Source organism: Streptomyces sp. NPDC007971 (assembly GCF_042958635.1).
Classification (GTDB): domain Bacteria; phylum Actinomycetota; class Actinomycetes; order Streptomycetales; family Streptomycetaceae; genus Streptomyces.
The window spans coordinates 158,370-178,743 of sequence record NZ_JBIBJK010000014.1; the positions used below are offsets into that span (position 1 = coordinate 158,370).

Sequence of the window (20,374 nt, forward strand, 5' to 3'; positions counted from 1 at the left end):
TTAGGTAACCCTAATTGCACTGGGATTCACGGCAGGAAATACCGGACTAAACCCCCTGGAACTCGACTCTTCACCCAGCCGTTGCCCGGCTGTCCCTGCCGGGTGGCAGGATCGAGTCATGCCTGACGCGCTCGATGCCACCCCGTACGACGCCCTGCTCCTGCTCTCCTTCGGCGGCCCCGAAGGCCCGGACGACGTGGTCCCGTTCCTGGAGAACGTCACGCGCGGGCGCGGCATCCCCAAGGAACGACTCAAGGAAGTCGGGCAGCACTACTTCCGGTTCGGCGGGGTCAGTCCCATCAACGACCAGAACCGCGCCCTGCTGGACGCCCTGCGCAAGGACTTCGCCGAGCACGGCCTGGACCTGCCGATCCACTGGGGCAACCGCAACTGGGCTCCGTACCTCACGGACACCCTGCGCGAGATGGCCGCCGAGGGCCGTCGTCGCATCCTGGTCCTCGCCACCAGCGCCTACGCCTCCTACTCGGGCTGCCGCCAGTACCGCGAGAACCTCGCCGACGCGCTGGCCACCCTCCGGGCGGAGGGCGTCGAGCTGCCGAAGGTCGACAAGCTGCGGCACTACTTCAACCACCCCGGGTTCGTCGAGCCCATGATCGACGGGGTGCTGCGCTCCCTCGCCGACCTGCCCGAGGACGTCCGCGACGGCGCCCACATCGCCTTCACCACGCACTCGATCCCGGACGCCGCCGCCGACACCTCCGGCCCCGTCGAGGTCCACGGAGAAGGCGGTGCCTATGTCGAGCAGCATCTGGACGTGGCCCAGCTGATCGCCGACGCCGTCCGCGAGCGCACCGGCATCGACCACCCGTGGCGGCTCGTCTACCAGTCCCGCTCCGGCGCCCCGCACATTCCCTGGCTGGAGCCGGACATCTGCGACCACCTGGAGAAGCTGCACGGCGCCCAGGTCCCCGCCGTCGTCATGGCGCCCATCGGCTTCGTCTCCGACCACATGGAGGTCCTCTACGACCTCGACACGGAGGCCACCGCCAAGGCCGGGGAGCTGGGTCTGCCGGTGCGCCGCTCGGCCACCGTCGGCGCCGATCCGCGCTTCGCGGCGGCGATCCGCGAGCTGATCCTGGAGCGGGCCGCCGTGGAGCGCGGCCAGGAGGTCGCACCGTGCGCCCTGGGCGCGCTCGGCGCGAGCCACAACCTCTGCCCGGTCGGCTGCTGCCCGGCCCGTGCCCCCCGCCCGGCCGCCGCGGGCGCCGACAGCCCCTACGCGTGAGGAGACCCGTGACCGACCCCCTGCACAGGGAACTGCTCGACCTGGCCCAGGAGGCCGCCCGCCGCGCCGGCGAGCTGCTGCGGGACGGCCGCCCGGCCGACCTGGCGGTGGCCAGGACCAAGTCGAGCCCGATCGACGTCGTCACCGAGATGGACATCGCGGCGGAGAAGCTGATCACCGATCTGATCTCCGGCGTGCGCCCCGAGGACGGCTTCCTCGGCGAGGAGGGCGCCGACACCGAGGGCACCAGCGGCATCCGCTGGGTGATCGACCCGCTCGACGGCACCGTCAACTACCTGTACGGGCTGCCGACCTGGGCCGTGTCCATCGCGGCCGAGCAGGACGGCGAGACCGTCGTCGGGGTCGTCGGAGCCCCGATGCGCGGCGAGACGTACCACGCGGTCCGCGGCGCCGGTGCCTGGGCCACAGGTGCCTGGGAGGGCGAGCGCGCGCTGTCCTGCCGCCCCGCGCCCCCGCTGGACCAGGCCCTGGTCTCCACCGGCTTCAACTACGTCTCTGAGGTCCGTGCCCACCAGGCCGAGGTGGCCGCAAGGCTCGTCCCGCTGCTGCGTGACATCCGGCGCAGCGGCTCCGCCGCGGTCGACCTGTGCGACGTGGCCTGCGGCCGGCTGGACGGGTACTACGAGCGCGGGCTGAACGCCTGGGACTTCGGGGCGGGCGACCTGATCGCCCGGGAGGCGGGCGCCCTGACCGGCGGACGGCCCGGTGAGCGGCCGTCGCGCGATCTGACCGTCGCGGCCACCCCCGGGGTCTTCGAGCCCCTCCAGCAGTTGCTGGAGGATTTCGGGGCCTGGCACGACTGACCGGATGCGCTCCGCCGTGGGCGCCTGCGGACCCGGCCGCGGCGGATGGTCGCCGCAGCCCGCAGCCCGCAGCCCGCAGCCCGCAGCCCGCAGCCCGCAGCCCCGCAGCCCCGCAGCGTCGCGGAAGCGCTGAGGCGGGGAGGGACCGCAGAACAGGCGGAGAAGAGCCGGAGAAGAGCCGGAGAAGAGCCGGAGAAGGGGCCACGGGAAGGTCTTGGGAAGGCCCTGGGAAGGCCGGAAGCAGAGGCCGGCAGGGCCGGGCCCCGGCCACGGGAGACGACAGGACCCCCGGCGCTGGATTCGCCGGGGGTCCTGCCATGTGCGCTCAGGGCCGGTCGGATCAGACGCGTGACGCGCCGACCTCCACACCGTGTTCGGCGGCGAGGCGGCGCAGGTCGTCGAGTTCGGCCTGCTCCACCTCGACGAGGAAGTCGTCGCCCTCGTCACGAGCCCGCGTCAGGTCGGACTCGGTCGCCTTTATGCGCTGCAGAAGTCCTGCGGTGAATGCGTCCATGCTGCGCCCCCTCGTCCTGGGTCGTGGGTCGGTGGCACGGGGGTGTGCCCAATCTGGGAGGGGCGATCACGTCTCTCGCAGGTGCCCAGCGCAGCCCTGCCGGGCGGCGACGGTGCCGGACACCCACGCCCGTTCTGCGAAAGCGGAGGGCGAAGTACCGCATGGTGTTGCGGCACATGCAGAGCGTGATCGCGGGGTGTAAAGCCGTCCTCCCCCCGCTCCCTTCCACGGAAACCTAACCGGAAGAGAAAATCTCGCATTCCCGGGCCGACGCCCGGATCCCTGCGGTCCGGCCCCCGCCTTACAGCCGACTTATGGCCGAAAAGGGCAGGATGGGGCTCACCATCCCACGGACACCCCTGCCCGCAGGCGCTCACAGCGCGCTACGCGGGTGGACACAGGAAGGACAAGCGACGTGCGCGTACTCGTCGTCGAGGACGAGCAGCTGCTCGCCGATGCGGTGGCCACCGGACTGCGCCGGGAGGCCATGGCCGTCGACGTCGTGTACGACGGTGCGGCCGCCCTGGAGCGCATCGGCGTCAACGACTACGACGTGGTCGTGCTCGACCGCGACCTCCCGCTCGTGCACGGCGACGACGTCTGCCGCAAGATCGTGGAGCTGGGCATGCCCACGCGCGTGCTCATGCTCACCGCGTCGGGCGACGTCAGCGACCGGGTCGAGGGCCTGGAGATCGGCGCCGACGACTACCTGCCCAAGCCGTTCGCGTTCAGTGAGCTGATCGCGCGCGTGCGCGCACTCGGACGCCGTACGAGCGTGCCCCTGCCACCGGTCCTGGAGCGCGCCGGCATCAAGCTTGACCCCAACCGCCGCGAGGTCTTCCGCGACGGCAAGGAGGTCCAGCTCGCGCCCAAGGAGTTCGCGGTCCTGGAGGTGCTGATGCGCAGCGAGGGCGCGGTCGTCTCGGCCGAGCAGCTCCTGGAGAAGGCCTGGGACGAGAACACCGACCCGTTCACCAACGTGGTGCGCGTGACCGTGATGACACTGCGCCGCAAGCTGGGCGAGCCGCCCGTCATCGTCACCGTCCCCGGCTCCGGCTACCGGATCTGATCCGCCATGGCCACGACACCGGCGCCGCCCCAGGCGCCCCCGAAACCCACCTGGGACCCCCGCAGGCCGCAGCCGCCCTTCCCATGGCTGCGCCCGACCATCCGGATACGGCTCACGCTGCTGTACGGCGGCATGTTCCTGATCGCCGGCATCCTGCTGCTGTCGATCATCTATCTCCTGGCCGCACAGGCGATCAGCACCGGCAACCAGCCGCTGTTCAAGATCGTCAGCGGCACGAACATCCGGGTCACCAGCGACAACTGCCCCGCGATCGCGGGCGTCAACTCCAGTTCGCTGCAGCTGTCGGACTTCAACGACGTGATCTCCCACTGCGTGGACCAGCAGCGCCAGACGGCGTTGGACGATCTGCTCAGCCGCTCCCTGCTGGCCCTGCTGGGTCTCGCCGTGATCGCCTTCGCGTTCGGCTACGCGATGGCGGGCCGCGTGCTGTCCCCGCTCGGCCGGATCACCCGCACCGCCCGCCAGGTGGCCGGTTCCGACCTGTCCCGCCGCATCGAGCTGGACGGACCGGACGACGAGCTGAAGGAGCTGGCGGACACCTTCGACGACATGCTGGAGCGGCTGCAGCGCGCCTTCACGGCCCAGCAGCGGTTCGTCGGCAACGCCTCCCACGAGCTGCGCACACCGCTCGCGATCAACCGCACGCTCCTGGAAGTGCACCTGTCCGACCCGAACGCGCCGGTGGAGCTGCAACAGCTGGGCAAGACGCTGCTGGCCACCAACGAGCGCAGCGAGCAGCTCGTGGAGGGCCTGCTGCTGCTCGCCCGCAGCGACAACCAGATCGTCGAGCGCAAACCGGTCGACCTGGCCGAGGTGGCCGGGCAGGCCATCGACCAGGTGCACGGCGAGGCGGAGGCCAAGGGTGTGGAGATCCGGGGCGAGCGCAAGCCCGCCGTGGTGCAGGGCAACGGTGTGCTGCTGGAGCGGATCGCGCTGAATCTGGTGCAGAATGCGGTGCGCTACAACGTGGCCGAGGCCGGCTGGGTCGAGGTCACCACCGAGGTGGAGCACGGGCAGGCGGTGTTGACCGTGGCGAACACCGGGCCGGTGGTACCGGCGTACGAGATCGACAACCTCTTCGAGCCCTTCAGACGGCTCCGTACGGAGCGCACGGGGAGCGACAAGGGCGTGGGACTCGGCCTGTCCATCGTCCGGTCCGTGGCCCGCGCGCACGGCGGCCACATCGCGGCGCAGCCCCGCGAGGGTGGTGGCCTGGTGATGCGCGTCACCATGCCGCTGTGAGAAGGATCCGACACGCACAGTGGATGTTCGCTTTGCGCGGAATTTTCCGGCCGCCCCGAGTGGTTGTCCCTGTGCGATCGATCACATGGGCCGATTTCCGGCCATGCACTATCCGTGATCATGACAGGAGTCGTAAAGCCGGGAAAATCCGGGTTTTCAGGGCTCTTGATCACGGGAAGTACACGGTGAGGCGCCTTTGAGGTGCGGCATTGGAACCGTGTACGGTCCTCACCGCCATCCAAGCCGATCACTCTTGAGGAGTCGGGTTGGGTGTCGATTGAGTAACAGACCTTGATGTGAGGCAAAATCTCCGCCTCAGGTCGGGCACAAGTCCGGCCTCTCACGCGTTACGTGCGCTGGAGACACCGCAGACACCCAGAGGGGGAGAGCGACATGGCAACCGATTACGACACTCCACGCAAGACCGACGACGACGTCGACTCGGACAGCCTTGAAGAACTGAAGGCCCGCAGGAACGACAAGTCCACCTCCGCGGTCGACGTCGACGAGTTCGAAGCCGCCGAAGGCCTCGAACTCCCGGGCGCCGACCTCTCGAACGAGGAGCTGGCCGTCCGTGTCCTGCCGAAGCAGCAGGACGAGTTCACCTGCATGAGCTGCTTCCTTGTCCACCACCGCAGCCAGCTGGCCAGGGAGAAGAACGGCCAGCCGATCTGCCGCGACTGCGACTGAGGACGGGTCGGCCGTGACTGGCTCGACCCCTCCGCGGAAGCGCCGCTTCTCTTTGCCGGGAGCGGACAAAGGGCCGTCCAGCGGCCCGCACGGCGTGCGTGACGACGAGCGGGGCTCATCCGGTGTGGGAGCCTCGCTCGAGTCGGCGTCCGGCCCAGGTGGCCTGTGGACGTCGGCGCGGCGGACCGCGCCCGTCGCAGTGCGACGGGCTGCGGTGATCCGTGACAAGGCCCGGCATCTGGCCCGGGAAGGCGCCCGTAAGGGCGGCAGCCGCGCTCGGGCGGGGCTGGGCTACCTCGCGGACCGGATCATCGAGATCGCCCCGCGTATCCCCGTACGCGACCTCGCGACGCTGCGCAGGCAGTTCCCGGGCCTGGGGCCCGAACAGCTCGCCGACAAGCTCGTGGCGGGCGCGGCCGGCGCGACCTCGACGGTCGGGGCCGGTATCGGTGCCGCGGCGATGCTGCCGGTGCCGCCGGCCATGCCGACGGAGCTGGCCGCGGAGATCACCGGGGTGGCCGCGATCGAGCTGAAGCTCATCGCCGAGCTGCACGAGGTGTACGGCCTGCGGCCGCCGGGGAATCTCGCGGCCCGCAGTACCGCGTATCTGTCCTCCTGGTCGGGGGAGCGCGGGATCAACGTCATGAAACCGTCGACCATCGACACGGCCCTCGGGGGCCGGATGAAACGCGAGCTGCGTCAGCAGATCATGAAGCGGATGGTCCGGGACCTGCCCAACCTCATGCCGTTCATGGTGGGCGCGGCGGTGGGAGCGGTCATGAACCGCCGTGACACCAAGAGACTCGCCGCGCGGATCCGGACGGACCTGCGGAAGGTGCAGGTGCCGTGGGACGCGCTGCCCGAGCTGCCGCTCCTGGAGAAGCCTGCGGACGCGCTGACGATGGACGAGCTCTCCGGGGAGCTGATCACGGACGAGCTTCCCGAGGAGCGGTGGGACTGAGTCCACCGACGCCCCGGGCGGAGCGTCCTGCACCCCGGGCGGAGCGTTCTACGCCTGCGGGCCCTTGGCCGCCTCGATGGCCGCCGCCAGGAGTTCCGGCTCGCGGGTCGACAGGTACAGGTACGGCGTCGGGTCCTCCGGGTCGGTGACCTCGACGCGCAGGGCCGTGGGGATGTAGGAGCGCAGCAGGAGGAAGGCGCGGGTGTCGGCCTTGTACGTGCGCCAGGCCCGGGCCTCCTCGGCGTCCATGATCTCGGACGTGCCGAGCGCCGACACCGGGATCTTCGCCTCGCCGGCGATCAGCGAGTCGCCCACCACACGGATGCGCAGGGAGCCGTAGGCGCTCGCGACCACCGCGGCCGCCGCCGTACCGCCCACCAGGCCGCCGAGCAGCGGCAGCGTGCCGAAGGGGAGCAGGATCAGGGCGAACGAGACGCCCACGAGGAAGCTGATCAGCCACCACGAGCGGGGGGCGGTGAGGCGTTCTTCGTAGGGGGTGGCGGAGAGCTGCATGGAGCAAGCTTGGCACGGTATCGGGAATCGGCCGACGCGCGGGTAAGGTCTGCGGCTGTGACTGGTAGTTCCGCAGCTCTCAAGCCTCCCGCCGATGCCGTGACACCGGTGCGGCACCCCGACGCTCCCGCGCCCGGCGAGCTTCTCGGTGCCCACTACGAACAGTGTTTCGGTTGTGGCGGCGAGCAGTCGCACGGCCTGCACCTGGAGGCCCGCGCCGGCGAGGGTGTCTCGCTGACCGCCGAGTTCACCGTGCAGCCCGCCCACCAGGGCGCCCCGGGCCTCGCGCACGGCGGAGTGCTGGCCACCGCCCTCGACGAGACCCTGGGCTCGCTGAACTGGCTGCTGCGGACCATCGCCGTCACCGGGCGGCTGGAGACCGACTTCGCGCGTCCGGTCCCGGTGGGCACCACGCTGTACCTGGAGGCCGAGGTCACGGCCGTCGCCGGACGGAAGATCTACTCCACCGCCACCGGGCGCATAGGCGGCCCCGGGGGCCCCGTCGCCGTCCGCGCCGACGCCCTGTTCATCGAGGTGAAGGTCGACCACTTCATCGACCACGGCCGCAAGGAGGAGATCCAGGCCGCGATGAGCGACCCGGACCAGATCCGCCGCACCCGCGCCTTCGAGGTGAACCCGTGACGTCCGGCGGCCCGCCGAGCTCCGCCGACGACCTCGTGCGTCCCCACAACGACCCCGTGAGCACCGACAACTCCGTGAGCACCTCGTGAGTACCGACAACTTCCTGAGTACCGACAGCCCCGTGGACACCGACGACCTCGTGCGCCCCGAGCACCTCCCGGCCCCCGCGCGCCGGGATCCCCTGAACGTGCTGATCCGCCGTGTCGACCCCGGCGTACCGCTTCCGGCGTACGAGCACCCGGGGGACGCCGGTGCCGATCTGCGCACCACCGAGGCGTGCGAGCTGAAGCCCGGTGAGCGGGCGGTGCTGCCCACGGGTGTGTCGATCGCGCTCCCGGAGGGGTACGCGGCCTTCGTGCACCCGCGTTCGGGCCTGGCCGCCCGCTGCGGTGTCGCACTCGTGAATGCCCCAGGGACGGTTGATGCCGGGTACCGTGGGGAGATCAAGGTGATCGTGGTGAATCTCGACCCGCGCGAGGCTGTGCGGTTCGAGCGCTTCGACCGGATTGCCCAACTGGTCGTCCAGCAGGTCGAGAGGGTCCGCTTCCAGGAGGTCGCGGAACTTCCCGGCTCGGCACGGGCCGAGGGGGGCTTCGGGTCCACCGGCGGTCATGCCGCGGTGGGCGGCGAAAGCGGCTCAGACGGTCCGGCCGCCATGGGCGGCGGGGCGGGTGGGAATCGATACGCTTCGGTCGTATCCGACCGGGAAGGACAGTGACGTGTTCGGACGTCGCAACAAGAAGGGTGCCGCCGAGGACGCGGCCGGCGAGGCCGAGCAGGTCGTCGACAGCGTCGACACCGAGGCGGACAAGGAAGAGGCCGAGCGCGAGCGCGTCCGGCTGGAGCCCGGGCCCCGGCCCGACGGGCCGTGGGACAGCACGGAGGTGCACGACCCGGCCGAGGGGCGTGTCGACCTCGGCGGTCTTTTCGTGCCGGGCGTCGACGGCATGGAGCTGCGGGTCGAGGTCGCCGGTGACGCGATCGTCGCGGCGACCGTGGTGCTGCGCGACAGCGCCGTTCAGCTGCAGGCCTTCGCCGCGCCCAAGCGCGAGGGCATCTGGGGCGAGGTCCGCGAGGAGATCGCGGGCGGCATCACCCAGCAGGGCGGCATCGTCGACGAGGTCGAGGGCCCGCTGGGCTGGGAGCTGCGTGCCCAGGTGCCGGTGCAGCTGCCGGACGGCACCGGCGGCTTCCAGGTCGTGCGGTTCGTCGGTGTGGACGGTCCGCGCTGGTTCCTGCGCGGTGTGATCTCCGGGCAGGGGGCCGTGCAGCCGCAGGCGGCCGGTCTGCTGGAGCAGATCTTCCGGGACACGGTCGTGGTCCGCGGTGAGGGCCCGATGGCGCCTCGCGACCCGATCGTCCTGAAGCTGCCCGACGACGCCCAGATGATGCCCGAAGGTGTCCAGCAGGAGGAGGGCTCGCGCTTCTCCGGCGGCATGGGCCAGCTGCAGCGCGGACCGGAGATCACCGAGGTCCGCTGAGTACGCCGCTCGGCGCAGCGGTTCGGCGGGGCAGTTCCGCCGAACAGTGCGGCGGGGCGACTTGGTAGTGCAGTGTGCAGTGCAGCGGGGCAGCTTCGCAGGGTAGTTCCGTAGAGCAGTTCGAGGGCCGTACCCCCTTCACGGGGTGCGGCCCTTTCGCATGCGCGACCTCTTGACGGGCGATTGGTCTGTACCTACGGTCTCCGGCCAACGCCTGTGTTCACAAAGGCGCTCATCGTTCACGTACAAGAACGGAGCCGCTATGCGCCGAACCGGCCTCCTGGCCACGGTCGCCGCCCTCGTCCTCACGGTCCTCGCCGCCCCCGCCCATTCCGCAGCCGCCCCCGCGGCCCCGGCCGCCTTCGTCCACCCCGGTGTCGCGGTCTCCCAGCCCCAGCTGGACCTCGCCCGCAGCAAGGTGCTGGCCGGCGCCCAGCCCTGGAAGGGCGCGTACGACCGGATGACGGCGAGCCCGTACGCGGACCTGAACCGCACGCCCAGGCCCCGGGCCACCGTGGAGTGCGGCCCCTACTCCGACCCCAACCTCGGCTGCACCGACGAGCGCGAGGACGCGATCGCCGCCTACACCGACGCCCTCGCCTGGTACGTCACCCGCGACGCGCGCTACGCCCAGAAGGCCATCCAGATCATGGACGCCTGGTCGGCCACCATCACCAGCCACACCAACAGCAACGCACCCCTGCAGACCGGCTGGGCGGGCTCCTCCTGGCCCAAGGCCGCCGAGATCATCAAGTACACGTACACGGGGAACTGGGCCGGCGCCGGCCGCTTCGCGACCATGCTGCGCAACGTCTATCTGCCGGTCGTCCTCAAGGGCTCCAATTCCAACGGCAACTGGGAGCTGACGATGATGGAGGCCGCTGTCGGCATCTCCGTCTTCCTGGACGACAAGGCGTCCTACGACACCGCGATGACCAGGTTCCGCGCCCGCGTGGCCGCCTACGTCTACCTGGCCTCCGACGGCGACCTGCCGAAGACCGTGCCCAGCCAGAACCTGAACACCCGCGACAAGATCGTCTCCTACTGGCAGGGGCAGTCCACCTTCGTCACCGGGCTCACCCAGGAGACCTGCCGGGACTTCGTGCACACCGGGTACGGCATCTCCGCGATCTCGCACGTCGCCGAGACCAGCCGGATCCAGGGCCAGGACCTCTACGGCACCGACGTCGGCGAGCGGCTGCGGCAGGCGCTCGGCTTCCAGTCCAGGTACCAGCTCGGCGCGGCCGTCCCCGGCTGGCTGTGCGGCGGCTCCCTCAAGCTCGGGCTCGGCCCGGTCACCGAGGTCGGCTACAACGCCCTGCACAACCGGCTCGGCATCGCCATGACCAACACCCAGGCACTGACCCTCGCCAACCGCCCGGCGGGCAGCAACAACCTCTTCGTCGCCTGGGAGACGCTCACCCACGGTGACAACCCCGCCTGAACCGTTGAACGGCCGGGTGCCCCGCGGCGATACTGGCGCCCGGCCCACGGGGGACACGGGGGAGGCGCGATGAGTCAGGTGCTCGCCGGGACCATGGTGCGGGTCGAGGACGTCCACAGGTCCTACGGGGGCGGTGCCGCCGCCGTCCACGCTCTGCGCGGTGTCTCCTTCGAGGTCCCGCGCGGCGAACTCGTCGCCCTCAAGGGACGCTCGGGCTCGGGCAAGACCACCCTCCTGAACATCGTCGGCGGGCTCGACACCCCCGACCGGGGCCGGGTCGAGGTCGACGGGCAGGACCTGGCCGCGCTGGGCGAGAGCGGGCTGCTGGAGCTGCGCCGGGACCGGGTCGGATTCGTCTTCCAGTCCTTCGGGCTCATCCCGATCCTCACCGCCGCCGAGAACGTCGGCGTACCGCTGCGGCTGCGCCGGGCCGATGCGCGCGAGCGCGAGGAACGCGTGGAACTGCTGCTGTCCCTGGTCGGGCTCGCCGACCACGCGGCCCAGCGGCCGGGCGAACTGTCCGGCGGCCAGCAGCAGCGGGTCGCCATCGCCCGTGCGCTGGCCAACCGCCCCGCGCTGCTCATCGCCGACGAGCCGACCGGCCAGCTGGACGCCGAGACCGGCCACGCCGTCATGGAGCTGCTGCGGGCCGTCGTCCACAGTGAGCAGGCCACCGCCCTGGTCGCCACGCACGACACCACCCTGCTCGACCTGGCCGACCGGGTGCTGGAGCTGCGCGACGGCGAGATCGTGCGGGACTGACACCGTCCGGCCCGCGCCGAGCCCCCCGCCGGGACCGGTCCCCGCGCCGAGCCCCTCTCTTCGCCGATAGCCCCTCCCGGCCGAAACCCCATTCCCCCGAGAACCCTTCGCCGAGGCCGTCCGCCGCCGCCGATACCGCCCACGCCGATAATGTCCGCCCCTGCGGAGCGCCTCCAGCCACGTCAGAGTTGCGTCAAAGACCCCCGTTGACCGGGCCCTCGTCGCTTTTGTCCACACCGTTGGCCGTAAGGTCGACGCTGCGTACGCAGTAGTCATAGGGAAGACAATGGGGCCATGGCACGCGGCAAGCTTCGGATCTACCTCGGTGCTGCCCCCGGTGTGGGCAAGACCTACGCGATGCTCTCCGAGGCGCACCGCCGGACCGAGCGGGGCACCGACTGCGTGGTGGCCTTCGTGGAGCACCACGGACGGCCGCGTACCGAGGTGATGCTGCACGGCCTGGAGCAGGTGCCGCGCAAGCAGCTGGAGTACCGGGACGCCACCTTCGGCGAGATGGACGTCGATGCGGTGCTGCGTCGCGCCCCCGCCGTCGCCCTCGTGGACGAACTCGCCCACACCAACATCCCCGGCTCCCGCAACGCCAAGCGCTGGCAGGACGTCGAGGAGCTGCTGGCCGCCGGCATCGATGTCGTCTCCACCGTCAACATCCAGCACCTGGAGTCGCTCGGCGACGTGGTCGAGTCGATCACCGGGGTGCGGCAGCGGGAGACGGTGCCGGACGAGGTCGTACGGCGTGCTGACCAGATCGAGCTGGTGGACATGTCGCCGGAGGCGCTGCGCCGCCGGATGGCGCACGGCAACGTCTACAAGTCCGACAAGGTCGACGCGGCGCTGTCCAACTACTTCCGGCCCGGCAACCTCACCGCCCTGCGCGAGCTGGCGCTGCTGTGGGTCGCCGACCGGGTCGACGAGTACCTGACCGAGTACCGCAGCGAACACCGGGTCTCCGCGATCTGGGGCTCGCGCGAGCGGATCGTCGTCGGCCTGACCGGCGGCCCCGAGGGCCGCACCCTGATACGACGGGCCGCCCGGCTCGCCGAGAAGGGCGCCGGCGGCGAGGTCATGGCCGTCTACATCTCCCGCAGCGACGGGCTGACCGCGGCCTCCCCGAAGGAACTGGCCGTCCAGCGCACCCTCGTGGAGGACCTCGGCGGCACCTTCCACCACGTCGTCGGCGACGACATACCGGCCGCGCTGCTCGACTTCGCGCGCGGCGTCAACGCCACCCAGATCGTGCTCGGCTCCTCGCGCCGCAAGGCCTGGCAGTACGTCTTCGGCCCCGGTGTCGGCGCCACGGTCGCCCGGGAGTCCGGACCCGACCTCGACGTCCACATCGTCACCCACGGCGAGGTCGCCAAGGGCCGGGGGCTGCCCGTCGCCCGGGGCGCCCGCCTCGGCCGGGCCCGGATCATCTGGGGCTGGGTGGTCGGACTGGCCGGCCCGGTGATCCTCGCCGTGCTGCTGAACACCATCGACCTCGGCCTCGCCAACGACATGCTGCTGTTCCTGGCGGTCACGGTCGCGGCGGCCCTGCTCGGCGGCCTGCTGCCCGCCCTGGCCTCGGCGGCCTTCGGCTCCCTGCTGCTGAACTACTTCTACACCCCGCCCCTGCACCGGCTGACCATCGCCGACCCGAAGAACATCGTGGCCATCGCGATCTTCGTCGGCGTCGCCGTGTCGGTCGCCTCGGTGGTGGATCTGGCCGCCCGCCGCACCCACCAGGCGGCCCGGCTGCGCGCCGAGTCGGAAATACTCTCCTTCCTCGCCGGGAACGTGCTGCGCGGCGAGACCGGCCTGGAAGAGCTGCTGGAACGGGTCCGTGAGACCTTCGGCATGGAGTCGGCGGCCCTGCTGGAGCGGGCGGGCGACGTCGAGCCGTGGACCTGCGCGGGCCGCGCCGGGTTCGGACCGTCCCTGGAACGGCCCGAGGACGCCGACGTCGACATGCCGGTCGGCGACCACATGGCGCTCGCGCTGACCGGCCGGGTGCTGCCCGCCGAGGACCGCCGGGTGCTGGCCGCCTTCGCCGCCCAGGCCGCCGTCGTCCTGGACCGCAGGCGGCTGCAGGAGGAGGCCGACCGGGCCCGCACGCTCGCCGAGGGCAACCGCATCCGCACCGCCCTGCTCGCCGCGGTCAGCCACGACCTGCGCACCCCGCTGGCCGGGATCAAGGCCGCCGTCTCCTCGCTGCGCTCCGACGACGTGGCCTGGTCCGAGGAGGACCAGGCGGAGCTGCTGAAGGGCATCGAGGAGGGCGCCGACCGGCTCGACCACCTCGTCGGCAACCTGCTCGACATGTCCCGCCTGCAGACCGGCACGGTCACCCCGATCATCCGCGAGATCGACGTGGACGAGGTGGTCCCGATGGCCCTGGTCGGCGTACCCGAGGACAGCGTCGAGCTGGACGTCCCCGAGACCCTGCCCATGGTCGCGGTCGACCCCGGGCTGCTGGAGCGGTCCGTGGCCAACCTGGTGGAGAACGCCGTCAAGTACAGCCCGCCCGGGCAGCGTGTCCTGGTGGCCGCCAGCGCCCTGGTGGACCGGGTCGAGGTGCGCATCGTGGACCGCGGCCCGGGGGTGCCGGACGATGCGAAGGACCGCATCTTCGAGCCCTTCCAGCGCTACGGTGACGCCCCGCGCGGCGCCGGGGTCGGCCTCGGCCTCGCGGTCGCCCGCGGCTTCGCCGAGGCCATGGGCGGCACCCTGAACGCGGAGGACACGCCGGGCGGCGGGCTCACCATGGTGCTCTGCCTCCGCGCGGCAGGATCACGTCCCGAGCCGGTCCCCGTCGGGGAGTCCGGCACAGAACCAGAGAGGCAGGCCCTATGACCCGGGTGCTCGTGGTCGATGACGAGCCGCAGATCGTGCGCGCCCTCGTGATCAACCTCAAGGCGCGCAAGTACGAGGTCGACGCGGCCCCCGACGGCAGGACTGCCCTCGAACTCGCCGCCTCCCGCCATCCCGACGCGGTCGTCCTCGACCTGGGCCTGCCCGACATGGACGGCGTCGAGGTGATCAAGGGACTGCGCGGCTGGACCCGGGTGCCGATCCTGGTGCTGTCCGCCCGCCACTCCTCGGACGAGAAGGTCGAGGCGCTGGACGCCGGCGCCGACGACTACGTCACCAAGCCCTTCGGCATGGACGAGCTGCTGGCCCGGCTGCGGGCCGCCGTGCGCCGGGCCGAGCCGGTCGGGGCGGGCGAGGACGACGTGACGACCGTGGAGACCGAGGGCTTCACCGTCGACCTGGCCGCGAAGAAGGTCAACCGCTCCGGCAAGGACGTGCGCCTCACCCCGACCGAGTGGCACCTGCTGGAGGTGCTGGTCCGCAACACGGGCCGCCTGGTCAGCCAGAAGCAGCTGCTGCAGGAGGTGTGGGGGCCCTCGTACGGCACGGAGACCAACTACCTGCGCGTGTACATGGCCCAGCTGCGCAGGAAGCTGGAGACGGACCCGTCGCACCCGAAGCACTTCATCACCGAGCCGGGGATGGGGTACCGGTTCGAGAGGTGAGGGCCGGGGCGGCCGCGGGGCCGGGCGCCGTCCCCCGGGTGGGGGAGACCGCGAGGCGGGGGCGACTCACAGGGCCGGGCGGGCGGGGGACCGCAGGGCCGGGCGGCCGGGGACCACCGGGCCCGGGCGGGCTGGGGACCACCGGGCCCGGGCGGGCTGGGGACCACCGGGCCGGAGCGGGGACCTGCCCGGGAGGCGGGCGGCAGGGGCGGCGCGGGGCGGGAAGTGAGCTCCGCTACGGCGCTGTCGGCGTGCCCCGGTACGCTTCATGTATGACTGCTGTTCCTCGTTCCGGAAAGCCGGCCGGCCGGTTCCGGCGGATGCTCGACCGGCTCTCCTCGTCCCCGGAGGACCTGGAGTCCGAGGAGCTGCGGGAAGACGCCGAGACGACGGGCTGCACCCGGATCGGTGACTGTGTGGACCGCCAGATCGTCACCGTAACTGGTACCTTGCGCACGGTCACCCTGCGACCGCGCGCCGGAGTTCCCGCCCTGGAGGCGGAGCTGTTCGACGGTTCCGCCGCGCTGGACGTGGTGTGGCTCGGCAGGCGCTCCATCGTCGGCATAGAACCGGGGCGCAGGCTCATCGCATCGGGCCGGATCTCGATGAGCCGGGGCCGCCGAGTGCTGTTCAACCCGAAATACGAACTGCGACCCCTTGGACGGGAGTAGCCGGTGACGTCCCTCGACAAGCCGACCCAAGACGCCGGACAGGCTCAGACCGACGACGCCCGGGCGGTGACCGAGGCCGCGTTGTTCGAGGCGTTCGGCGGTGTCCGCGGCATGGTCGAGACGGTTCTGCCCGGTCTCCTCTTCGTCGCGATCTTCACGATCAACAAGGACCTGCACATCTCGGCGATCGCCGCGCTGGCCGTGTCCCTGGTGCTGGTCGTCGTCCGGCTGGTGCGCAAGGACACCGTCAAGCACGCCTTCAGCGGTGTGTTCGGCGTGGCCTTCGGCGTCGTGTTCGCGATGTTCACGGGCAACGCGAAGGACTTCTACCTCCCCGGCATGCTCTACACGCTGGGTCTGGCGCTGGCCTACATCATCACGACCCTGGCCGGCGTGCCCCTGATCGGCCTGATCCTCGGCCCGGTCTTCAAGGAGAACCTCTCCTGGCGCACCCGCAACCCCGGCCGCAAGAAGGCCTATGCGAAGGCCAGTTGGGCCTGGGGCCTGATTCTGCTCGCCAAGTGCGCGATCCTCTTCCCGCTGTACTGGTGGGCCAACACCGCCCAGCTGGGCTGGGTGCTGGTCACCCTGAAGATCCCGCCGTTCCTGCTGGCGGTGTGGCTTACCTGGGTCTTCCTGGCGAAGGCGCCCGCCCCGATCGACGTGTTCGCGGAGATGGAGGCGGAGGAGAAGGCGGCCGAGGAGAGGAAGACGGCGGCTGCGGAGGCAGCGGGAGGCAGGCACCGTCGGGAGGGGTAGCCGTCCTGGGGACTCGGCCCCCAGACGCCCGGGCCTTTGCCCACCCACCATCCGACTCGGTACGTTCAAAAGTGAAAGGGCGCCCTGTTCCCAGGGCGCCCTTTCTCGTCGGCTCAGCTCTCGCGCCGCACCGACAGCAGTTCCTCCAGCTGCTCCTCGCGGGCCTGTGCGGCCACGAAGAGGAGTTCGTCGCCCGCCTCCAGGGAGTCCTCCTTGGAAGGGGTCAGGACGCGCGTGCCGCGGATGATCGTGACCAGCGAGGTGTCCTCGGGCCAGTCCACCGCGCCGACCTGGGTGCCGGCCAGGGCCGACTCCTCGGGCAGGGTCAGCTCCACGAGGTTGGCGTCGCCGTGGCTGAAGCGCAGCAGACGCACCAGGTCACCGACGCTCACCGCCTCCTCGACCAGGGCGGACATCAGACGCGGTGTGGAGACGGCCACGTCGACGCCCCAGGACTCGTTGAACAGCCACTCGTTCTTGGGGTTGTTCACGCGGGCGACGACGCGCGGCACGCCGTACTCCGTCTTCGCCAGCAGCGACACGACCAGGTTGACCTTGTCGTCGCCCGTCGCGGCGATGACCACGTTGCAGCGCTGGAGAGCCGCCTCGTCCAGGGACGTGATCTCACAGGCGTCGGCCAGCAGCCACTCCGCCTGCGGCACCCGCTCCACCGAGATGGCGGTCGGGGCCTTGTCGATGAGCAGGACCTCGTGGCCGTTCTCCAGCAGCTCGCCCGCGATCGAGCGGCCGACGGCGCCGGCTCCGGCAATGGCGACCCTCATCAGTGACCGCCCTCCTCTTCCGGGCCGTCGGCGAACGCGGCCTCGACCTTGTCGACGTCGTCCGCCCGCATCATCACGTGCACGAGGTCGCCCTCCTGCAGCACCGTCTGCGAGGTCGGCAGGATCGCCTCGCCGAGGCGGGTCAGGAACGCCACGCGCACGCCCGTCTCTTCCTGCAGCTTGCTGATCTTGTGCCCGACCCACTTCGGGGAGGCGTGCACCTCGGCGAGCTGGACGCCACCGGTGGGGTCACGCCACAGCGGCTCGGCGCCCGAGGGCAGCAGACGGCGCAGCATCTGGTCGGCCGTCCAGCGCACGGTGGCCACGGTGGGGATGCCCAGGCGCTGGTAGACCTCGGCCCGGCGGGGGTCGTAGATGCGGGCGGCCACGTTCTCCACACCGAACATCTCGCGGGCCACGCGGGCGGAGATGATGTTGGAGTTGTCACCGCTGGAGACGGCGGCGAAGGCGCCGGCCTCCTCGATGCCCGCCTCGCGCAGGGTGTCCTGGTCGAAGCCGACTCCGGTGACCCGGCGACCCCCGAACCCCGGGCCCAGCCGGCGGAAGGCGGTGGGGTCCTGGTCGATCACGGCGACCGTGTGCCCCTGTTGCTCCAGGGTCTGGGCGAGAGCGGAACCCACTCTTCCGCAGCCCATGATGACGATGTGCACGACCGTCCTTCCGGTGTCCAAAAAGTTGCTGCTCAGCATCAGGGTCTCAGACCGACGCCCAAAGCTACACACGTGCGCTTCGGGGTGGGCACCCTTGTGCCGGTGTTTCCGGGATCACCGGAGCCGGACCCCGTCGGCGCGTGATGCTGCGCACGCTGCACAGGGTCAGGATTCCGAGGCCGAGGAGGGCGGCCGTCGCCCCGATCAGCTCTGCGGTCGCGGGCATGGAACCTCCGAAGGGCCGTAACAGGCAGGGTTTGCCATCTAGACACGGAGCGCGCACGGACCGCGGAATCCGCAGTTCCGGGCGCCTGCGATTTCACTCGTGAGGCAGATCTCAGACACCGGGTGGGCGGCTCGCCGTGCGAAGGCCTACGATCCTCTGTCGTGTCCAAACTGACCGACGTGCCCAAACGGATTCTGATCGGGCGCGCTCTGCGCAGTGACCGGCTGGGCGAAACGCTCCTGCCGAAGCGCATCGCACTCCCCGTCTTCGCCTCCGACCCGCTGTCCTCCGTCGCCTACGCGCCGGGGGAGGTTCTGCTGGTCCTCTCCGTCGCGGGTGTGTCGGCGTACCACTTCAGCCCATGGATCGCCGTCGCGGTGGTCGTGCTGATGTTCACAGTCGTCGCCTCCTACCGACAGAACGTCCACGCCTACCCGAGCGGCGGTGGCGACTACGAGGTGGCCACCACCAACCTCGGCCCCAAGGCCGGCCTCACCGTGGCCAGCGCCCTGCTCGTCGACTACGTCCTGACCGTCGCCGTCTCCATCGCCTCCGGCATCGAGAACCTCGGCTCCGCGGTCCCCTTCGTGGTCCAGCACAAGGTGCTGTGCGCGGTCGCCGTGATCGTCCTGCTGACGCTGATGAACCTGCGGGGCGTCAAGGAGTCCGGCAAGCTCTTCGCGATCCCGACGTACGTGTTCGTCGGCGGCGTCTTCATCATGATCGCGTGGGGTGCCTTCCGGGGCATGGTCCTCGGCGACACCATGCACGCCCCGACGGCCGACTACCACATCAAGGCCGAGCACCAGGGCCTGGCGGGCTTCGCCCTGGTCTTCCTGCTGCTGCGCGCCTTCTCCTCGGGCTGTGCCGCGCTGACCGGCGTCGAGGCGATCTCCAACGGCGTCCCGGCCTTCCGCAAACCCAAGTCGAAGAACGCGGCGACCACGCTCGCGCTGATGGGCGGGCTTGCCGTCACCATGTTCTGCGGCATCATCGTCCTCGCCATGTCGACCAAGGTCCGCATGGCCGAGAACCCGGCCACCGACCTGATCCACAACGGCGTCCCGCTGGGCTCCCACTACGTCCAGAACCCGGTGATCTCGCAGGTCGCCGAGGCGGTGTTCGGCAAGGGCAGCTTCCTGTTCGTCGTGCTCGCCGCCGCCACCGCCCTGGTCCTCTTCCTCGCGGCGAACACGGCGTACAACGGCTTCCCGCTGCTCGGCTCGATCCTCGCCCAGGACCGCTACCTCCCGCGCCAGCTGCACACCCGCGGCGACCGCCTCGCCTTCTCCAACGGCATCGTGCTGCTCGCGGGCGCGGCGATGCTGCTGACCGTCATCTACGGCGCCGACTCCACCCGCCTGATCCAGCTGTACATCGTCGGCGTGTTCGTGTCCTTCACGCTCAGCCAGACCGGCATGGTCCGGCACTGGAACCGTCACCTGGCGGCGGAGAGGGACCCGGCCAAGCGCCGCCACATGGTCCGCTCCCGCGCGATCAACGCCTTCGGTGCGTTCTTCACCGGCCTGGTGCTGGTCGTCGTCCTGGTCACCAAGTTCACGCACGGCGCCTGGGTCGCCCTGCTGGGCATGTGCATCTTCTACGCGACGATGACCGCGATCCGGAAGCACTACGACCGCGTCGCCGAGGAGATCGCGGCCCCCGAGGGCCCGTCCGACGACAGCGTGCGCCCCTCCCGCGTCCACTCGGTCGTCCTCATCTCCAAGATCCACCGTCCCACCCTGCGAGCCCTGGCCTACGCCAAGCTGATGCGCTCGGACGGCCTGGAGGCGGTCACGGTCAACGTGGACGCGGCGGAGACCAAGGCGCTGCGCGAGGAGTGGGAGCGGCGCGGCATCGACGTACCGCTGAAGGTCCTCGACTCGCCGTTCCGCGAGATCACCCGCCCGGTGATCGAGTACGTCAAGAGCCTGCGCAAGGAGTCGCCGCGCGACGCGGTCTCGGTGATCATCCCCGAGTACGTGGTCGGCCACTGGTACGAGCACCTGCTGCACAACCAGAGCGCCCTGCGCCTCAAGGGCCGCCTCCTGTTCACGCCCGGGGTCATGGTGACCTCCGTGCCCTACCAGCTGGCCTCCTCCGAGGCGGCCAAGCTGCGGGCCCGCAAGCGGCAGGAGTGGAGCGCGCCGGGCGCGGTCCGGCGCGGTCCGGCGGGCGAGCGTCCGAAGGAGCCGACGGCGGCCCAGGACTGAGACGGGCCTCGGCGTATGGAGCCGAGGCGTGCCGCAGTGGCCTCGGGGCCGAGGTGCGCGGGAGCGCCCTCGGACCGGGGCGGCCCGAGGAGGCCGTAGACTGGTGGGCT

General features: G+C 70.9%; 20 protein-coding genes. 16 read left to right on the plus strand and 4 right to left on the minus strand.

The window, feature by feature from the left end; all coding sequences use genetic code 11:
- Nucleotides 1-118: 118 nt before the first annotated feature.
- Together ACFZCP_RS28470 and ACFZCP_RS28475 are read left to right on the plus strand one after the other, a co-directional pair.
- Nucleotides 119-1,246, plus strand: a complete 1,128-nt coding sequence (locus ACFZCP_RS28470) for a ferrochelatase (RefSeq protein WP_362687458.1) — start codon at nt 119-121, stop codon at nt 1,244-1,246.
- 8 nt (nt 1,247-1,254) lie between these two features.
- Nucleotides 1,255-2,070: an inositol monophosphatase family protein gene (locus tag ACFZCP_RS28475; RefSeq protein WP_391431945.1), complete on the plus strand. Its 816-nt coding sequence runs from the start codon at nt 1,255-1,257 to the stop codon at nt 2,068-2,070.
- 340 nt (nt 2,071-2,410) lie between these two features.
- Here ACFZCP_RS28475 and ACFZCP_RS28480 read toward each other — a convergent pair whose 3' ends face one another.
- Nucleotides 2,411-2,584, minus strand: coding sequence for a hypothetical protein (locus ACFZCP_RS28480; RefSeq protein WP_020942705.1), 174 nt, complete (start codon nt 2,582-2,584; stop codon nt 2,411-2,413).
- 415 nt (nt 2,585-2,999) lie between these two features.
- Between ACFZCP_RS28480 and ACFZCP_RS28485 the strand changes: the two genes are divergently transcribed.
- The 4 genes from ACFZCP_RS28485 to ACFZCP_RS28500 all read left to right on the plus strand — a co-directional run bounded on the left by ACFZCP_RS28485 (nt 3,000) and on the right by ACFZCP_RS28500 (nt 6,567).
- The gene (locus ACFZCP_RS28485) at nt 3,000-3,653 is read left to right on the plus strand and encodes a response regulator transcription factor (protein ID WP_003993508.1); all 654 of its coding nucleotides are present in this window, start codon (nt 3,000-3,002) and stop codon (nt 3,651-3,653) included.
- Between the two features lie 6 nt (nt 3,654-3,659).
- Nucleotides 3,660-4,916 carry an ATP-binding protein gene (locus ACFZCP_RS28490; RefSeq protein WP_391431950.1) on the plus strand — a complete coding sequence of 419 codons (1,257 nt, stop codon included), beginning with the start codon at nt 3,660-3,662 and terminating at the stop codon, nt 4,914-4,916.
- Nucleotides 4,917-5,309: 393 nt separating this feature from the next.
- Entirely contained in the window at nt 5,310-5,606 is a 297-nt protein-coding gene (locus tag ACFZCP_RS28495) for a DUF4193 domain-containing protein (protein ID WP_005481602.1), read from the plus strand.
- Between the two features lie 13 nt (nt 5,607-5,619).
- Nucleotides 5,620-6,567: a hypothetical protein gene (locus tag ACFZCP_RS28500; protein ID WP_391431953.1), complete on the plus strand. Its 948-nt coding sequence runs from the start codon at nt 5,620-5,622 to the stop codon at nt 6,565-6,567.
- A 48-nt stretch (nt 6,568-6,615) separates the two neighbouring features.
- Here the strand turns inward: ACFZCP_RS28500 and ACFZCP_RS28505 are convergent, their stop codons facing one another.
- Nucleotides 6,616-7,080, minus strand: coding sequence for a DUF3093 domain-containing protein (locus ACFZCP_RS28505; protein ID WP_362687446.1), 465 nt, complete (start codon nt 7,078-7,080; stop codon nt 6,616-6,618).
- 57 nt (nt 7,081-7,137) lie between these two features.
- On the opposite strand from ACFZCP_RS28505, the gene ACFZCP_RS28510 reads away from it, so the two are divergent.
- The 9 genes from ACFZCP_RS28510 (at nt 7,138) to ACFZCP_RS28550 (ending at nt 16,372) form a co-directional block, all read left to right on the plus strand.
- Entirely contained in the window at nt 7,138-7,722 is a 585-nt protein-coding gene (locus ACFZCP_RS28510) for a PaaI family thioesterase (RefSeq protein ID WP_362687443.1), read from the plus strand.
- A gap of 181 nt (nt 7,723-7,903) precedes the next feature.
- Nucleotides 7,904-8,440: a dUTP diphosphatase gene (gene dut / locus ACFZCP_RS28515; protein WP_391432159.1), complete on the plus strand. Its 537-nt coding sequence runs from the start codon at nt 7,904-7,906 to the stop codon at nt 8,438-8,440.
- A gap of 1 nt (nt 8,441) precedes the next feature.
- Nucleotides 8,442-9,203 (plus strand): DUF3710 domain-containing protein, encoded by a 762-nt coding sequence (locus ACFZCP_RS28520; RefSeq protein WP_362687440.1) that lies wholly within the window; start codon nt 8,442-8,444, stop codon nt 9,201-9,203.
- A gap of 262 nt (nt 9,204-9,465) precedes the next feature.
- A complete protein-coding gene (locus ACFZCP_RS28525) occupies nt 9,466-10,647 on the plus strand; it encodes an alginate lyase family protein (protein ID WP_391431959.1) in 1,182 nt (393 codons plus the stop codon).
- Between the two features lie 69 nt (nt 10,648-10,716).
- Complete coding sequence (locus ACFZCP_RS28530; RefSeq protein ID WP_362687434.1) at nt 10,717-11,409, plus strand: ABC transporter ATP-binding protein; 693 nt, start codon at nt 10,717-10,719, stop codon at nt 11,407-11,409.
- Between the two features lie 294 nt (nt 11,410-11,703).
- On the plus strand, nt 11,704-14,259 hold the full coding sequence (locus tag ACFZCP_RS28535) for an ATP-binding protein (RefSeq protein ID WP_391431964.1): 2,556 nt from the start codon (nt 11,704-11,706) through the stop codon (nt 14,257-14,259).
- A complete protein-coding gene (locus tag ACFZCP_RS28540; protein ID WP_362687428.1) occupies nt 14,256-14,942 on the plus strand; it encodes a response regulator in 687 nt (228 codons plus the stop codon). Before ACFZCP_RS28535 ends, ACFZCP_RS28540 begins: the two co-directional genes overlap by 4 nt.
- A 272-nt stretch (nt 14,943-15,214) precedes the next feature.
- Nucleotides 15,215-15,613: an OB-fold nucleic acid binding domain-containing protein gene (locus tag ACFZCP_RS28545; protein ID WP_391431969.1), complete on the plus strand. Its 399-nt coding sequence runs from the start codon at nt 15,215-15,217 to the stop codon at nt 15,611-15,613.
- Between the two features lie 3 nt (nt 15,614-15,616).
- Entirely contained in the window at nt 15,617-16,372 is a 756-nt protein-coding gene (locus ACFZCP_RS28550; RefSeq protein ID WP_391431972.1) for a DUF3159 domain-containing protein, read from the plus strand.
- Between the two features lie 113 nt (nt 16,373-16,485).
- Here ACFZCP_RS28550 and ACFZCP_RS28555 read toward each other — a convergent pair whose 3' ends face one another.
- Together ACFZCP_RS28555 and ACFZCP_RS28560 are read right to left on the minus strand one after the other, a co-directional pair.
- Entirely contained in the window at nt 16,486-17,154 is a 669-nt protein-coding gene (locus ACFZCP_RS28555) for a TrkA family potassium uptake protein (protein WP_362687419.1), read from the minus strand.
- Nucleotides 17,154-17,825: a TrkA family potassium uptake protein gene (locus tag ACFZCP_RS28560; protein ID WP_362687416.1), complete on the minus strand. Its 672-nt coding sequence runs from the start codon at nt 17,823-17,825 to the stop codon at nt 17,154-17,156. The genes ACFZCP_RS28555 and ACFZCP_RS28560 overlap by 1 nt, the downstream gene beginning before the upstream one ends.
- 387 nt (nt 17,826-18,212) lie before the next feature.
- On the opposite strand from ACFZCP_RS28560, the gene ACFZCP_RS28565 reads away from it, so the two are divergent.
- Nucleotides 18,213-20,264, plus strand: coding sequence for an amino acid permease (locus ACFZCP_RS28565; RefSeq protein WP_391431979.1), 2,052 nt, complete (start codon nt 18,213-18,215; stop codon nt 20,262-20,264).
- The last annotated feature ends 110 nt before the right edge of the window (nt 20,265-20,374 follow it).

What these genes read in the sequence shown, in the direction of transcription:
- ACFZCP_RS28470 (WP_362687458.1), top strand. Translation starts at nt 119, where the DNA reads ATGCCTGACGCGCTCGATGCCACCCCGTACGACGCCCTGCTCCTGCTC.
- ACFZCP_RS28480 (WP_020942705.1), bottom strand. Translation starts at nt 2,584, where the DNA reads ATGGACGCATTCACCGCAGGACTTCTGCAGCGCATAAAGGCGACCGAG.
- ACFZCP_RS28490 (WP_391431950.1), top strand. Translation starts at nt 3,660, where the DNA reads ATGGCCACGACACCGGCGCCGCCCCAGGCGCCCCCGAAACCCACCTGG.
- ACFZCP_RS28495 (WP_005481602.1), top strand. Translation starts at nt 5,310, where the DNA reads ATGGCAACCGATTACGACACTCCACGCAAGACCGACGACGACGTCGAC.
- ACFZCP_RS28505 (WP_362687446.1), bottom strand. Translation starts at nt 7,080, where the DNA reads ATGCAGCTCTCCGCCACCCCCTACGAAGAACGCCTCACCGCCCCCCGC.
- ACFZCP_RS28525 (WP_391431959.1), top strand. Translation starts at nt 9,466, where the DNA reads ATGCGCCGAACCGGCCTCCTGGCCACGGTCGCCGCCCTCGTCCTCACG.
- ACFZCP_RS28530 (WP_362687434.1), top strand. Translation starts at nt 10,717, where the DNA reads ATGAGTCAGGTGCTCGCCGGGACCATGGTGCGGGTCGAGGACGTCCAC.
- ACFZCP_RS28535 (WP_391431964.1), top strand. Translation starts at nt 11,704, where the DNA reads ATGGCACGCGGCAAGCTTCGGATCTACCTCGGTGCTGCCCCCGGTGTG.
- ACFZCP_RS28540 (WP_362687428.1), top strand. Translation starts at nt 14,256, where the DNA reads ATGACCCGGGTGCTCGTGGTCGATGACGAGCCGCAGATCGTGCGCGCC.
- ACFZCP_RS28545 (WP_391431969.1), top strand. Translation starts at nt 15,215, where the DNA reads ATGACTGCTGTTCCTCGTTCCGGAAAGCCGGCCGGCCGGTTCCGGCGG.
- ACFZCP_RS28555 (WP_362687419.1), bottom strand. Translation starts at nt 17,154, where the DNA reads ATGAGGGTCGCCATTGCCGGAGCCGGCGCCGTCGGCCGCTCGATCGCG.